Genomic DNA, 13,338 nt, shown 5'->3' with positions numbered 1-13,338 from the left:
AGCCGCCGCCGCAAGATTCTCCCGCGCCGCTTCCATCGAAACGCGCGGGACCCGATAAGGCTCGTCATGCGGCTGATCGATCAGGACGAGGTTCGGGAACGGCTGACCTACGAGGTCTGTATTCCCATTGTGCGCGCGGCGATGATCGCGCTGTCCAGCGGTGAAACCCGGCAGCATCTGCGCTCCATCATTCCGCTGGCCGAGGGCCGGATGTTCGGGATCATGCCCGGTGCCCTGGGTGAACGGGCGGTCTTCGGGGCCAAGCTGATCAGCATCTTTCCGGCGAATTTCGCCCAGGGAAAACCTTCCCACCAAGGGGTGGTGATCCTGTTCGACCCCGAGACCGGCGCGCCGGTCTGCGTGGCCCATGCCGGCGAAGTCACCGCCATCCGCACCGCGGCGGCCAGCGCCGTAGCCACCGACGCCCTGGCCCGACCTGAAGCCACCCACCTGGCCATCCTTGGCTATGGCGAACAGGCGCAGACCCACCTCCGAGCTCTCCGCCATGTGCGGCCCATCAGCCACGTCACCGTCTGGGGCCGCTCGCCCGACCGGGGAGGGGCCTTCGCCGCGCGCATGGCCGCCGAGACTGGTCTGCCGGTGGTGGCCGCCGACGACGTCCAGAGCGCCGTCGCGCAAGCCGACATTATCTGCACCGTCAGCGGGGCCGACGAGCCGATCCTGAAGGGCGCCTGGGTGCGGCCGGGGACTCACCTCAACCTCGTCGGCTCCAGCCGGGCCGGGCCTGCGGAGGTGGACGACGACCTGGTGGCCGCCAGCCGCTTCATCGCCGACAGCCGGGAGGGCGTCCTGGCCCAGGGGGCGGAGTTCCTCAGGGCCAAGGCCTCAGGCCGGGTCGGCGACGACCATGTGGTGGGTGAGATCGGCCAGGTGCTGTCGGGCGCCATCCCGGGCCGTCAGTCCGCCGACCAGATCACCGCCTACAAGTCGCTCGGCCACATCGTCCAGGACCTGGCCAGTGTCCAGGCGCTGATGTCACGCGGGGCCTGAGCGGGCGGGCAGGAAGCCGGGCATCCTCAGGAGGCCGGCGCTGACCAGGGCCACCAGCAGGCCCACGGGAAGGATCTCCACAGCCGTCATCGGCAGGCGGTAGAGCGGGTTCTCGTAGGCCTTCGCCATGGCCCCCATGTCCGAAGCCAGCTTGGCGTAGGCCTCGCCGGTGACGCCTTCGGCGCGCTTGGCGGCTAGGGTCTGGGCCACCATCTCGGGCATGAACCGGTAGCCGGTGAGGGCGAGATAGACCTCCCACACCGCCACATAGGCCAGGGCCGCCACCACCGCGATGCCAAGCCCCAGCAGGAAGGCCGTGCGGAACTTGATGACGCCCCCCAGGACGTTGTCGCGATACTGCTTCACGGCCACCAGGATGGAGGACAGGGCCACCAGCATGATCAGGTAGCCCAGCCATACGTTCCCGTGGCTGTCGTCCGACGTCCAGATCGTGCCGAGAATGCCGGTGATGGCGACCAGGCCTGCGATCAGGCCGTAGGTCAGGATGGTGCGGGTCATGTTGTCTGCTCCCCTGATGCGTGTCCGCCAAGATGGGTCATGGCCGAGCTTCCGCCTATCGCCCAAAAGGGTGAGATCGCGCGGTTCGCCCGTTTGGCTCAGGGCAGGAGGTGCAGGTCGCGGGCCTTGCGCACCGCCTGGGTGCGGCGGCTGACCTCCAGCTTGGAAAACAGGTTGGCGGCGTGGGTCTTAACCGTATTGGGCGAGACCCCCAGGGTTCGGGCGATCTCCTTGTTGGATTGGCCAGCCGCCAGCCGCCAGCCGTTCCAGCACCTTCACCTCCTGGCGCGTGAGGCCGAGGGAGGCTACCGCGGCGGTGTTGGGCTGGAAGGGATCGGGCTCCTTGCGCGTGTTGAGCTTCCACCCGACCCAGACGCCGCCGACGGCGAAAGCCACACCGATGAGAGCGATGTAGATTTCCCGCGAAAGCGCGCGCGCCTGGAACCGGTACTCCAGCCACTGCAAAGCAAACGCGCCGGCGGCGAGAACGAGGGCCCAGAGAAGGACGGAGCGGAGCATGGGCGCCGTGGGGGAGGAGACCTTGGCCCCCGCTCGGCTGACCTTGCGGACGTCGCCGTCGATCCCGGTCATGTCGGCGCGCCTCCCGGCCACAAGCTGTCAGGTAATAGCTTGTCGGCGTCGCCTCATTTGGCAAGCCTGTGAATCCACCGGAGCTCGCCGCCCAAGACGAGTCGTCAGGGCGCACGCGCCCACGTCCTTCACCGTGAAGTCCTAAGCGAGTAGGATCGATTGCGTGAGAGAGGCCCAGCCATGACCACCAGCCTTCGCCGTCCCACCACCCTGTTGACCATCGGTCAGCTCTGCCGCGAGTTCGAGGTCACGCCCCGCACCCTGCGCTACTATGAGGAGCAGGGCCTGCTGGCGCCTGAGAGGCGCGATCAGCAGCGCCTCTATTCCCGCCGAGACCGCGCCCGGCTGCAGCTGATCCTGCGGGGCCGCCGGGTCGGCCTGTCCCTGGCCCAGATCCGGGAGGTTCTGGACCTGCACAATCCGGCCGACCAGGACGCGGCGCAGAACGCCGTGGCCCTTCGCGCCTTCCAGCAGCGGATCGCGGCCCTGGAGCAGCAGCGCGAGGAGGTGGTGGGCGCCATCGAGACCCTGGAGGCCGCCTGCGCCCGCCTGGAGGCGCGACTCCAGCACTGACGCCGGACCAAGGCTCAGGGTTCGGCATAGCCTTTCGCGCGCAGGGACAGGCGTCCTTGCCGCGGGTCGGTCTCGAAGAACAGGCCGCCCCGTTGCGACGAGTGGTCGGGAATGAAGTCGAAGCTGGCCTCGGCCGTTTCCGGCGGAGCGTCACCCCGCTCGAGTTCACCCTCCACCAGCACGCCCGCGGCCGGCGAACCGCCCACGTTCCTGGCCTCGACCACCACCAGGAAGCCAGGCCCCGAGCTGTGAATCTCGAGGGCGCGGACCTCCACCTGGGGCGGCGACGGGTCGGCCATGAAGGCCTCCGAGGCGATCAACACGATCGTCGCCACGACGAGGAACAACCCAACCCCCGCCGCAAGCCATTCCACCAGCGGGGTAGGGGGCGGCTTCTTGGCGGTGGGCTTTGTCGGCTTGGCGGCAGGCGGGCGTCGGACGGTCTTGGCCATTCAGGTCACCAGTCGCGCGGTCGCCGCGCCCAAGGCGGCGGGGAAGCCGAGCACCACCGCCATGGTCGCCTGCTCATGCAGGGCCACCCCGTCCAGCCGGCCGAAGGTCCACAGGCAGTAGACGCTGATGACCAGGGCGATGGCGTAGCCGGGCAGGGTGTAGCGCAGGAAGGTGGGCACGAGCCGGCCGGCTTCTCTTCGTCTGTGTTCGCCGCGGAAGCCCAGGGCGTAGACGAAGGCGTGCAGGACCACCAGGGAGGCGGCGATCAGGGCGATCGCATGCCCCGGCGACATCAGGTAGCTGATCACCATCACCTCCTCCGTCGGGGCGATGTTGAAGGCCAGGAAGATGGCGCCGACGGACATCAGGAACAGAATCCCCAGGAAGCCGGCGTTCTCGCGCTCCCGCGTATCCTGCAGGTCTCGGGTCCCGAACTGCTTGCCGGCCAGCAGGGCGCCGACAGCGGCGGGCACGGCGGCGATCGCGATCTTGCCCACCATCTCCGCGAGGGTGAGGTCCGGCGTCAGGACGCCGATCACGGTCAGCATGAGGGTGGCCACGATGAACCCCACGGCGAAGGCGGCCAGGGCGTCGAGCAGTTCGTCCCGCAGACGAAAGGTGGGCTCGAAGCCGGCATAGTAGGAGAGGCCCAGCAGCATGGGCAGGCTAGCCAGTACAAACAGGAGCAGCCTGACGCGGTCGATGGCGAACCCGCCCAGCGACCACATCTCCATGGTCATCAGCAGGGGCAGGGCGAACAGCAACGCGCCGCCGAAGGCGCGGGCCAGCCCCTTGCCATAGTCTCTGCTTGCCTGATCCACGCGCCCCTCCGATGCCGCCAGTGAACGCTCACGCTTGCCCGCGCGTTCCCTGCGGCGCGCGCCGACGCCCCGCGCGGCCAGGTGGTGTTGGCGGCCGGTCACGCCAAGGCGAGCGACACCAGCTTCGGGATGAAGGTGACCATCAACTCCGACGGCGCCTGATCGTACGACCAGGACACCACTATGCAGGTCCGTGGCCGCCCCGACCCCGTCCACCACACCGACCGCAATACACTGACCCGAGTGGCCGCGCCGACGCCCAACCCCCTGGCCCGCGAGGCCGCCAGCGCCTGAGGGGGCTGTCAGGCGGGCGATCCATGCTAGTCAGGGCCCGCGCGGCGAGGACGCCCGCGATGGGGTCGAGACAAGAATGCTAGAGAGTCCCTTCACCCAGTCCCCGGTGAAAATCGGCGTGATCGGACTGGGCTATGTCGGCCTGCCCCTGGCTGTGGCCCTGGCCGACCATTATCCCGTCCTTGGGTTCGACATCGGCGCCGAGCGGATCGCAGAGCTGAAGGCGGGCCATGACCGCACCCTGGAGGTGGACGCAGAGGAACTGGCGGCGGCGAGCGCGCTGACCTTCTCCCTGGACGAGGCCGATCTTGCCGCGTGCAACGTCTTCATCGTCACCGTGCCCACCCCCATCGACCGCCACAAGCGGCCCGACCTCTCGGCCCTGCTGGCCGCCAGCCGCACGGTGGGCCGTGCGATCTCCAAGGGCGGGGTGGTGATCTACGAATCCACCGTCTATCCGGGGGCGACGGAAGAGGACTGCGTGCCAGTGGTGGAGCAGGTCTCGGGCTTGAAATTCAACGCCGACTTCTTCGCCGGCTACAGCCCCGAGCGCGCTAACCCCGGCGACCGGGCGCACCGCCTGGCCTCGATCATCAAGGTGACCTCGGGCTCGACGCCGGAGGCGGCCGCCTTCGTCGACGCCCTCTATGGCGCAGTGGTGACGGCGGGCACCCACCTGGCCAGCTCGATCCGCGTGGCGGAGGCCGCCAAGGTGATCGAGAACACCCAGCGTGACCTGAACATCGCCCTGATCAACGAGTTCTCCCTGATCTTCAATCGCCTCGGGGTCGACACCCAGGAGGTGCTGGCCGCAGCGGGCACCAAGTGGAACTTCCTGAAGTTCCAGCCGGGCCTGGTGGGCGGTCACTGCATCGGGGTCGATCCCTACTACCTGACCCACAAGGCCCAGGACGCCGGCTATGATCCCCAGGTGATCCTGGCCGGACGGCGGATCAATGACGGGATGGGGGCCTATATCGCCCAGACCCTGATCAAGACCCTGATCCAGCGCGACACCAAGGTGCGCGGCGCGCGGGTCCTGGTGATGGGGCTGACCTTCAAGGAAAACTGCCCCGACCTACGCAACACCCGGGTGATCGACATCGTCCGCGAGCTGGCCGACTACGGCGTGGCGGTGGATGTCCATGACCCCTGGGTCGACGCCGAGGAGACGTTGGCCGAGTACGGTGTCCGACCGGTGGCGGATCTCACGCCGGGCGCCTATGACGCCGTCGTCCTGGCCGTGGCGCACCAGGCCTTCCTGGAGATGGGCCTGCCCGCCATCCGCGCGCTCGGCAAGCCCGGCGCCGTCCTCTACGACGTCAAGTCGGTGTTCCCCAAGGGTGAGGCCGACCTGCGGCTCTAGCCGAGGGCTTTGGCCACCGTCGGCGCGAGTCGCTGGGCGATCAAGGCCGCGCCCTGGGCGTTGGGGTGGATGCCGTCACGCTGGTTGAAGCGCGTCATGCCGGCGACGCCCCCCAACAGGTTCGGGTAGAGGGCGACGCCCTGAGCCTTGGCCACCGCCGGGAAGACCGCGTTGAACTCCCGCGCGTAGCCCCCGCCGATGGCGGGCGGCGCCGCAAGGCCGGCCAGCAGCACCCGGATCTTGCGGGCCTTGAGGCGGCGCACGATGGCGTCGAGGTTGGCCTTGGTGGTCCCGGGCTTCAGGCCGCGCAGCAGGTCGTTGCCGCCGAGCGCCACGATGCAGAGGCTGGTGTCCTTCTGGACGCTGAAATCGACGCGCGCGAGGCCACCGGCCGTAGTGTCGCCGGACACGCCGGCGGGCCGGATCACCGCGCTCTTGCCCAGCTTGGCGAGCTCGGCCTGCAGCCGGGCGGGGAAGGCGGCCGACGCGGGCAGGCCAAAGCCTGCGGTGATGGAATCCCCCAGAATGGTCACCACGGGCCTGCCCGCGGCGAGGGCGGGGAGGGGGGTGGCCAGGGCGGCGGCGATCAGATGTCGGCGTGTCAGCATGGATCAGGTGTGTCGGTCACGAGTCTGTCCTATTTAAGGGCTCAGCATGTCGGCTCAATAGATGGGAGTTCACTTGGCGCAGACGACGCAGGCCGGTGCGCCGGTGGAACTGGACGGAGTCTTCCTCAGCCTGCCGTCGGCGGCGGGACCGGTGGAGATCCTGCGGGACCTGAGCTTCCGGGTCGAGACCGGCGAGCGGGTGGCGGTGACAGGGCCCTCTGGCTCGGGCAAGTCGTCGCTGATCTCGGTCGCGGCGGGGCTTGAGCTGCCCACCGCCGGGACCGTGCGCCTGTTTGGCCAGGACCTCGGCAAGCTGGACGAGGACGGCCGGGCGCGTCTTCGTCGCGGCCGGGTGTCCCTGGTTTTCCAGTCCTTTCACCTGCTGCCCAACATGACGGCGGCGGAGAATATCGCCGCGCCCCTGGAGATCGCTGGACGCCGCGACGCCGCCGAACTGGCGCGCTCCTGGCTCGAGCGGGTGGGCCTGGCGGCGCGTGGTCGCCACTATCCCCACCAGCTGTCGGGGGGCGAGCAGCAAAGGGTGGCTCTGGCGCGCGCTCTGGCGCCGAGGCCGGCCCTGCTGTTCGCCGACGAACCCACTGGAAATCTCGACGCCGCCAATGCGGCCCTCGTGGCCGACCTGATGTTCGACCTGGTGATCGAGACCGGGGCCGCCCTGGTGCTGGTCACCCACGACCCCATCCTCGCGCGGCGGGCCGACCGGCAGGTTGTGATCGGTGACGGCCGGACGGTCGCCGCTGCATGAGCCCGCTAGCCTGGAGGTTCGCCCTGCGCGAGTTGCGCGGCGGGGTGCGGGGCTTCCGCATCTTCCTGGCCTGCCTGGCGCTGGGCGTGGCGGCCATCGCCGCGGCGGGCTCGACGGCGGAGGCGTTCCGCCAAGGCTTGGCGGGTCAGGCCCGGGAGATCCTCGGGGGCGACCTGGCCGCCACCCTGGAGCAGCGCCGCTTCACGCCGACCGAGCGGGCGGCCATGGCGAAGATGGGCGAGGTCTCCTTCGCCGTCAGCGCCCGGGCCATGGCCGAGGCGCCCTCCGGCGAGCGGCGGCTGGTGGAGCTGCGCGGCGTGGGTGGCGGCTATCCCTTGGCCGGGAAGGTCGAACTCCAGGGCGCCTCGTCACTCTCAGAGGCGTTGGCGTCGGTCGACGGCGTGCCTGGGGCGGCGGTGGAGCAGGTCCTGCTGGATCGCCTGGGGCTGAAGCTGGGGGACCGGCTGCTGGTGGGCAACACCCCCATCATCGCCCGCGCCGTGCTGGTGCAGGAGCCGGACCGGCTGTCGCGAGGCTTCGCGCTGGGGCCCCGCGTGCTCACCGCCTTGCCGGTGGTTGAAAAGGGCGGCTTCCTGGAGCCCGGCCTGCCGTTTGGCGAGACTGCGCGGATCGCATTGCCGCCGGGCGCCGACACGGCGCCTGCCGCCAAGACCCTGCGCAAGGCGTTGAAGGGCGCCGACGCGCGGGTCCGCCAGAGGGACGAGGCGGCGCCCGGAGTACGGCGACTGATCGAGCAGCTGGAGTACTTCCTCGGCTTCATCGGCCTGGCCTCCCTTGTGGCCGGCGGCCTGGGTGTGCACGGCGCGGTCTCAGCCTTCCTGGAACAGCGCAAGCCCGTGATCGCGGTCCTCAAGGCCCTCGGCGCCGAAGGGCCCCTGGTGCGCAATCTGTACCTGATTCAGATCGGCGCTCTGGCCGGCCTCGGCGTGGCCATTGGCCTGGCGGTGGGCGCGGCGGCGCCCTTGGTGCTTGGTGCGCTCATCGCTGACGACCTGCCGATCCCGGCCCTGTTCGGCGTCTATCCCACCCCGCTCCTGAAGGCCGGAGCCTTTGGCCTGCTTTCGGCGGCGGCCTTCGCGCTTGGGCCGCTGGCCCGGGCTCGCCTGACCTCGCCGGCCACCCTGTTCCGCCACGACCTGCCCACCCGGTTCGCCTGGGGAGTGGAGATCGTCGGCGCGGGCCTGGCGGCCATCGCCCTGGCCGGACTGGCGGTGGTGACGGCCCCGACCCCCTTGGCGGCCGGGATCATGATCGCCGGCGTGGTGGTCGCCTTCGGCATCCTGTGGGCCTTGGGTCTCGGCGGGGCGTGGTTGGCGGGCCGGGCCCGGATCGGGGCGAGGGGCTCGCTTCGGATCGCCCTGGCCAGCCTCGCCGGACCGCGCTCCGCGGCCCGCACCGCAGCGCCCGCCATCGGCCTGGGGGTCGCCCTGCTGGCGGCGGTCGTGCTGATCCAGTCGAGCCTGCTGCGTCAGGTGGCGGAGGTGGCGCCCCGCACCGCTCCGGCCCTGGTCTTCACGGAAATCCCCGGCGAGCGCGTCGCGGCCTTCGACGCCGCCCTGACCGGGGCCTTTGGCGTGCCGCTGACCTCCGACATGTATCTGCGGGCGCCCTTCGCCACCGGACGGATCAGCCAGATCAAGGGCCGGCCCGTGGTCACCAGCCAGATCGAGGCCTCCGAACGCTGGGCCTATGATAACGACATCTCCCTGTCTGCGATCGGCGCGGAGCCGCCTGCGGCGGGCATCGTCGAGGGGCGGTGGTGGCCCGCCGACTATGCCGGACCACCCCTGCTGGCCATGGAAGCCGACGTCGCCAAGGCCGGCGGCTTGAAGCTCGGCGACCAGGTCACCCTGTCGGTTCTCGGCCGGGACATCGAGACGCGGGTCGCCGTGCTGCGCAAGGTGGACTTCGGCGGCTTCGGGGCGAGCTTCCCCCTGGTGCTGAACCCCGCGGCCCTGGAGGGCGCCAATCTGCGGCACGTCGCCATCGCCAAGGCCAGCAAGGCGCAGGAAGCCGCTGCGACGCGGGCGCTGGGATCGGACTTCGCCGAGGTGAACGTGATCTCGGTGCGAGAGCAGCTCGAGGCGGCGACGGAGTTGTTCGGGCGCTTGGCATTGGCCATCCGTGGGGCGGCGGGCGTCGCCGCCCTGGCCGGCCTGCTCGTGCTGGCCGGCGCCATCGCCGCGGGCGCGCAGTCGCGCATGCGAGAAGCCGCGATCCTCAAGGTGCTGGGCGCCTCGCGCGGGCAGATTCTCAGCGTCTATGTCCTGGAGTACGGCGCGGTCGGCGTGGTGGCGGGGGCGGCGGGTGTCGCCCTGGGCTGCGCCGCCGCCTGGCCCGTGGTCACCCTGGTCTTCCAGGCTGACTGGAGCGTCGACTGGACCGGGATCGCGGCCCTGGTCGGCGGCGCGGCGACGCTGGCGGCCATGGGGGGGCTGTTGGCCTCGCTGCAGGCCCTCTCGCGCCGACCGGCGCCGGCCCTGCGCAGCGAGTAGGCGCCGGGCGCGGCGCCGGTCAGTCCAAGGGGTTCGGATTTGGGAGATGGTTTCACAGATCGATGCCGCCGCTGAACGTTTCCTGCCTCAGGTCGACGACTTAGTTCAGAAATAGACCCTCCCACGCCTTGGCGGCTCGCGCCGTCAGCTTGGGGGAACGCCCGGCTTCCGACCCAGGAGCGCGAGAAGATTCTCGTAATGTTTCAAACGTGGGCGTGACGCAGGCGATGGTGAACCACCATCGCGCAGGCCCTCACCTTGGGGAAGTGCACCTTGCCCCTCCACCAGTTCGGTAAAATTCGTTCCCTGAATGAACCCGCACGGGACGGAGCGTGGCGATAATGTGACAGATTGGGGTCAAACACATGTGCGCCCGGTTTCGACGATTGACCCCGTAACATCCGAGACGCCTTAGTTACGGCAGTGGGATTTTTCGAAATCCGATTCTGGGGAGCGTGCGTCGAAGGTCGCTTGGGCCTGTCGAGCCGCTGGAGGACTTAATCTTGAAAGCTGACTCAATGCGGTCGCGCCTGCTGGCGTCGACCATGATCTGCGGTGCGGCGTTCGCCGCCGCTGGCGCGGCCTACGCGCAAGACGCTGAAGTCACCGAAGTCGTCGTCACCGGTTCGCGGATCGTGCGCCAGGACTACGTGGCCAATAGCCCGATCTCGACCGTGACCGGCGAGCAGACGGTGGCGAACGCGGACATCACGCTCGACACCTATCTGAACACCCTGCCGCAGGTGAACCCGTCCGGGACCACCACCTCCAACAACCCCGGCAACGGCGGTCAGTCCAACATCGACCTTCGTGGTCTGGGCGCGAACCGTAACGTGGTGCTGGTCGACGGCCGTCGTCCGATGGTGTCCGCCAACAACCTCACGGTCGACCTGAACACCATTCCGCAGGCCCTGATCGAGAGCATCGAAGTCATCACCGGCGGCGCCGGTGCGGCCTACGGCGCCGACGCCATCGCCGGCGCGGTCAACGTCAAGCTGAAGCGCAACTTCGAGGGCGTCGACATCCGCGCCAACTACTCGAACTCGACCGAATTCTGGGACGCTGAAGAGTATCAACTCTCGGCCGCCATCGGTGGCAACTTCGCCGACGGCAAGGGCAACGCGGTGTTCGGCTTCGACCGCTCCTATCGCGAGCCGATGATCAAGTCGCAGCGCGCCTTCTCGCAGAACGCCACCTCCACCACCTCCTTCCTGCCGGAAGGCAACCTGTTCTGGGCGTCGGCCAACGCCCCGACCAAGGCCGCGCTCGACACCGTCTTCGCCGGGTACGGCGTGACCCCGGCGCAGATTTCCCTGCAATCGGGCACGCTCGGTTTCAATATGAACGGCTCGCTGTTCTACCGGGGGGTGTTCAACAATCCCCTGGACGTGCAGCACTATACCGGCCCGATCGACGGCACGGTGAACCGTAGCCTGTACCCTGATCTGTACAGCTACAACTTCGACTTTGTGAACATCCTTACCCTGCCGCTCGACCGGTACTCCTTCATGACGAAGGTGAACTACGAGTTGGACAATGGGATCGAGTTCTTCGCCTCGGCCGGCTGGACCGAATACAAGGCCGCCACGGCCCTTGCCCCGACCCCGTTCCCGACGGTTAACACCCGCAACGCGAGCACCGCGCGCACGCAGGACGTCGTGTCGAACCTGATCACCCCGGGCCAACAGGTCGCCCAGCAGCTGGTGATCCCGGTCACCAACCCCTTCATCTCGGCCGACCTGCGCACCCTGCTGAACTCGCGAACGGGTGATGACCCGGTCCTGGTCGGCGCCGGAGCCACCGAGCCCTTCCGGATGCGTCAGCGCTCCTTGGATCTGGGCCTGCGTCAGTCGAACTACGAAAACACCGTCGTCCAGTTCATGGCCGGCGTGAAAGGCCCCGTCGGCGACACCGGCTTCACCTTCGAAGCCTCGGTCTCAGAAGGCCGCACCGAGATCGACCAGACGCAGACCGGGAACCTGAACACCCAGCGGCTGCAGACCCTGATCGAAGCGGCCGATGGCGGCGCCAGCATCTGCGCCGGCGGCTTCAACATCTTCGGCCGTCAGCCGATCTCGGCCGCCTGCCGTACCTACCTGGCCTCGGCGACGACCCTGTCCACGGCGATGACCACCCAGATCGCCCAGGGCTTCGTGACCGGCAAGGTCGCCGAACTGCCCGCTGGCGACGTCGCCATCGTGCTCGGCGCCGAATATCGCGGCTTCGAATACGACTTCGATCCGGGCTCGGCCTCGGGGCCGATCTCGGGCTTCAACACCCAGAACCCCGACCGGGGCACCAACTCGTTCAAGGACGTGTTCGGCGAAATCGCCATCCCGCTGGTGAAGGACCAACCCTTCGTCCAGAGCCTGGAACTCGCCCTCGGCGCCCGCTACTCGCAGAACGAATTCGCCGACAAGATCGCCGGCGACAAGGTCGAGCTGGACGGCGTCTGGGCCTACAAGGCCGAGCTGAACTGGGAGGTCAACGACCTCCTGCGCGCCCGGGCTTCGTACCAGCGCTCGGTCCGCGCCCCGAACTTCTCGGAACTGTTCTCCGGCGGCGGTTCGGCGCCCCAGTACTTCGATCCCTGCTCGGTCACCAGCCAGGCCCGTAAGGGCGCCACTGCGGCCCAGGTCACGGCGCTCTGCCAGACCGCCGGCTTCAACGGCGGCGTCGGCGCGGGCGCTATCAGCACCTTCGTGCAGACCCCGGGTTCGCAAATCGGTGTCGACCTGCTGGGCAACAAGGCCCTGAAGCCGGAAGAAGGCTCCACCTTCACCGCCGGTCTCGTCTGGAAGTCCCCGTGGGAAAACCAGTGGCTGTCGCGTCTTCAGGGTTCGATCGACTACTACAACATCAAGATCAGCGATGCGATCCTGACGCCGACCCCCAACCAGATCGTGGCCGCCTGCTACAACTACTACGGCACCAACCCGACCTATAGCCGGACCAACAGCAACTGCGACGGCATCCTGCGGACCGGGTCGGACATCCTCTGGGTCTACAACCCCAACAACGGCTACAACGAGTTCACCGCCTCCAACGGCGGCCACCAGAAGACTTCCGGCATCGACTTCCAGTTCGATTACGGCTTCGACCTGGAATGGTTCGGCGCGCCTTCGAACTGGGGTTCGGTCCGTATCGGCGCGGTCCTGACGCATGTGATCGAGTTCAAGCAACAAGACCCGATTTCCGGCGTGCCGGAACTCGACTTCGCGGGCACCGTCTCCTACTTCGGCGCCGGCCTCGGCACGAGCTTCCCGGACTGGAAGGCCACCATCAACACCAACTGGTCTGTCGGTGACTTCAAGTTCGACGCTCGCGCTCGTTACATCGCGGCGATGGAAAACCGCCTGAACGTCGAGTTCCCGGGCGAAACCCAGTTCACGGGTCCGGACGCTGTCTGGTACCTCGACCTGGCCGGCACCTACGCGCTGTCGGACAATGTCGAGTTCAAGCTCGGCGTGAACAACGTCTTCAACAAGGAAGCCGAGACCTACGCGCCGAACGTTCAATCCGGCACCGATCCGTCCTCCTACGACGTCGTCGGTCGTCGGGTGTTCGGTGGCGTGAAGCTGCGCTTCTAAGCCCAGTCTGAGCTAACGAAACGGGGGCGGCGGACTTCGGTCCGCCGCCCTTTTTCGTGGGCGCCGCTGGGGTGTCCCGGACGGCGGCGCAACGGCAAACGCCGCGGGCGATGCCGCGGCGTTGTTGTCGTTCCTAAGCGGGAGAATGACCCCTAGAGCGGGACTCGATTAGACGGAACCGTATCCGGAGTTGTGCAGGTAGTTGGCGCACTCGTGGGGTTGGAAGAGGT

Annotated in this window: 12 protein-coding genes; 6 read left to right on the top strand and 6 right to left on the bottom strand. The window is 68.5% G+C overall.

The genetic code is table 11. The annotated features are described in order from the left end of the window. The first annotated feature begins 66 nt into the window (after positions 1-66). Entirely contained in the window at positions 67-1,011 is a 945-nt protein-coding gene (locus OCL97_RS05900) for an ornithine cyclodeaminase family protein (protein WP_377368461.1), read from the top strand. Here OCL97_RS05900 and OCL97_RS05895 read toward each other — a convergent pair. The 3 genes from OCL97_RS05895 to OCL97_RS05885 form a co-directional block, all read right to left on the bottom strand. Then, complete coding sequence (locus OCL97_RS05895; protein ID WP_377368459.1) at positions 997-1,530, bottom strand: DUF4199 domain-containing protein; 534 nt, start codon at positions 1,528-1,530, stop codon at positions 997-999. The genes OCL97_RS05900 and OCL97_RS05895 overlap by 15 nt on opposite strands. A gap of 98 nt (positions 1,531-1,628) precedes the next feature. After that, positions 1,629-1,745, bottom strand: a complete 117-nt coding sequence (locus OCL97_RS05890; protein ID WP_377368670.1) for a response regulator transcription factor — start codon at positions 1,743-1,745, stop codon at positions 1,629-1,631. Next, the gene (locus OCL97_RS05885) at positions 1,720-2,121 is read right to left on the bottom strand and encodes a hypothetical protein (protein WP_377368457.1); all 402 of its coding nucleotides are present in this window, start codon (positions 2,119-2,121) and stop codon (positions 1,720-1,722) included. The genes OCL97_RS05890 and OCL97_RS05885 overlap by 26 nt, the downstream gene beginning before the upstream one ends. A 180-nt stretch (positions 2,122-2,301) precedes the next feature. Here OCL97_RS05885 and OCL97_RS05880 point away from each other — a divergent pair, with 180 nt between their 5' ends. Continuing rightward, positions 2,302-2,694 carry a MerR family transcriptional regulator gene (locus OCL97_RS05880; RefSeq protein WP_377368455.1) on the top strand — a complete coding sequence of 131 codons (393 nt, stop codon included), beginning with the start codon at positions 2,302-2,304 and terminating at the stop codon, positions 2,692-2,694. Positions 2,695-2,708: 14 nt separating this feature from the next. On the opposite strand, the gene OCL97_RS05875 is transcribed toward OCL97_RS05880, so the two are convergent. Both OCL97_RS05875 and OCL97_RS05870 read right to left on the bottom strand, forming a co-directional pair. Further along, a complete protein-coding gene (locus tag OCL97_RS05875) occupies positions 2,709-3,146 on the bottom strand; it encodes a hypothetical protein (RefSeq protein WP_377368453.1) in 438 nt (145 codons plus the stop codon). Then, positions 3,147-3,968 carry a TIGR02587 family membrane protein gene (locus OCL97_RS05870; RefSeq protein WP_377368451.1) on the bottom strand — a complete coding sequence of 274 codons (822 nt, stop codon included), beginning with the start codon at positions 3,966-3,968 and terminating at the stop codon, positions 3,147-3,149. Positions 3,969-4,338: 370 nt separating this feature from the next. On the opposite strand from OCL97_RS05870, the gene OCL97_RS05865 reads away from it, so the two are divergent. After that, positions 4,339-5,628 (top strand): nucleotide sugar dehydrogenase, encoded by a 1,290-nt coding sequence (locus tag OCL97_RS05865; RefSeq protein ID WP_377368449.1) that lies wholly within the window; start codon positions 4,339-4,341, stop codon positions 5,626-5,628. Here OCL97_RS05865 and OCL97_RS05860 read toward each other — a convergent pair. Next, entirely contained in the window at positions 5,625-6,236 is a 612-nt protein-coding gene (locus tag OCL97_RS05860; protein WP_377368447.1) for an arylesterase, read from the bottom strand. The genes OCL97_RS05865 and OCL97_RS05860 overlap by 4 nt on opposite strands. A 103-nt stretch (positions 6,237-6,339) precedes the next feature. Between OCL97_RS05860 and OCL97_RS05855 the strand changes: the two genes are divergently transcribed. From OCL97_RS05855 to OCL97_RS05845, 3 genes are all read left to right on the top strand, one after another. After that, positions 6,340-7,002, top strand: coding sequence for an ABC transporter ATP-binding protein (locus OCL97_RS05855; RefSeq protein WP_377368668.1), 663 nt, complete (start codon positions 6,340-6,342; stop codon positions 7,000-7,002). After that, positions 6,999-9,518: an ABC transporter permease gene (locus OCL97_RS05850; RefSeq protein ID WP_377368445.1), complete on the top strand. Its 2,520-nt coding sequence runs from the start codon at positions 6,999-7,001 to the stop codon at positions 9,516-9,518. Before OCL97_RS05855 ends, OCL97_RS05850 begins: the two co-directional genes overlap by 4 nt. 503 nt (positions 9,519-10,021) lie before the next feature. Beyond that, positions 10,022-13,108: a TonB-dependent receptor domain-containing protein gene (locus tag OCL97_RS05845; protein WP_377368443.1), complete on the top strand. Its 3,087-nt coding sequence runs from the start codon at positions 10,022-10,024 to the stop codon at positions 13,106-13,108. Positions 13,109-13,338 lie beyond the last annotated feature (230 nt).

This window comes from Phenylobacterium ferrooxidans, assembly GCF_042714595.1.
Lineage (GTDB): Bacteria > Pseudomonadota > Alphaproteobacteria > Caulobacterales > Caulobacteraceae > Phenylobacterium > Phenylobacterium ferrooxidans.
This window is presented reverse-complemented; position numbering and strand designations above follow the sequence as displayed.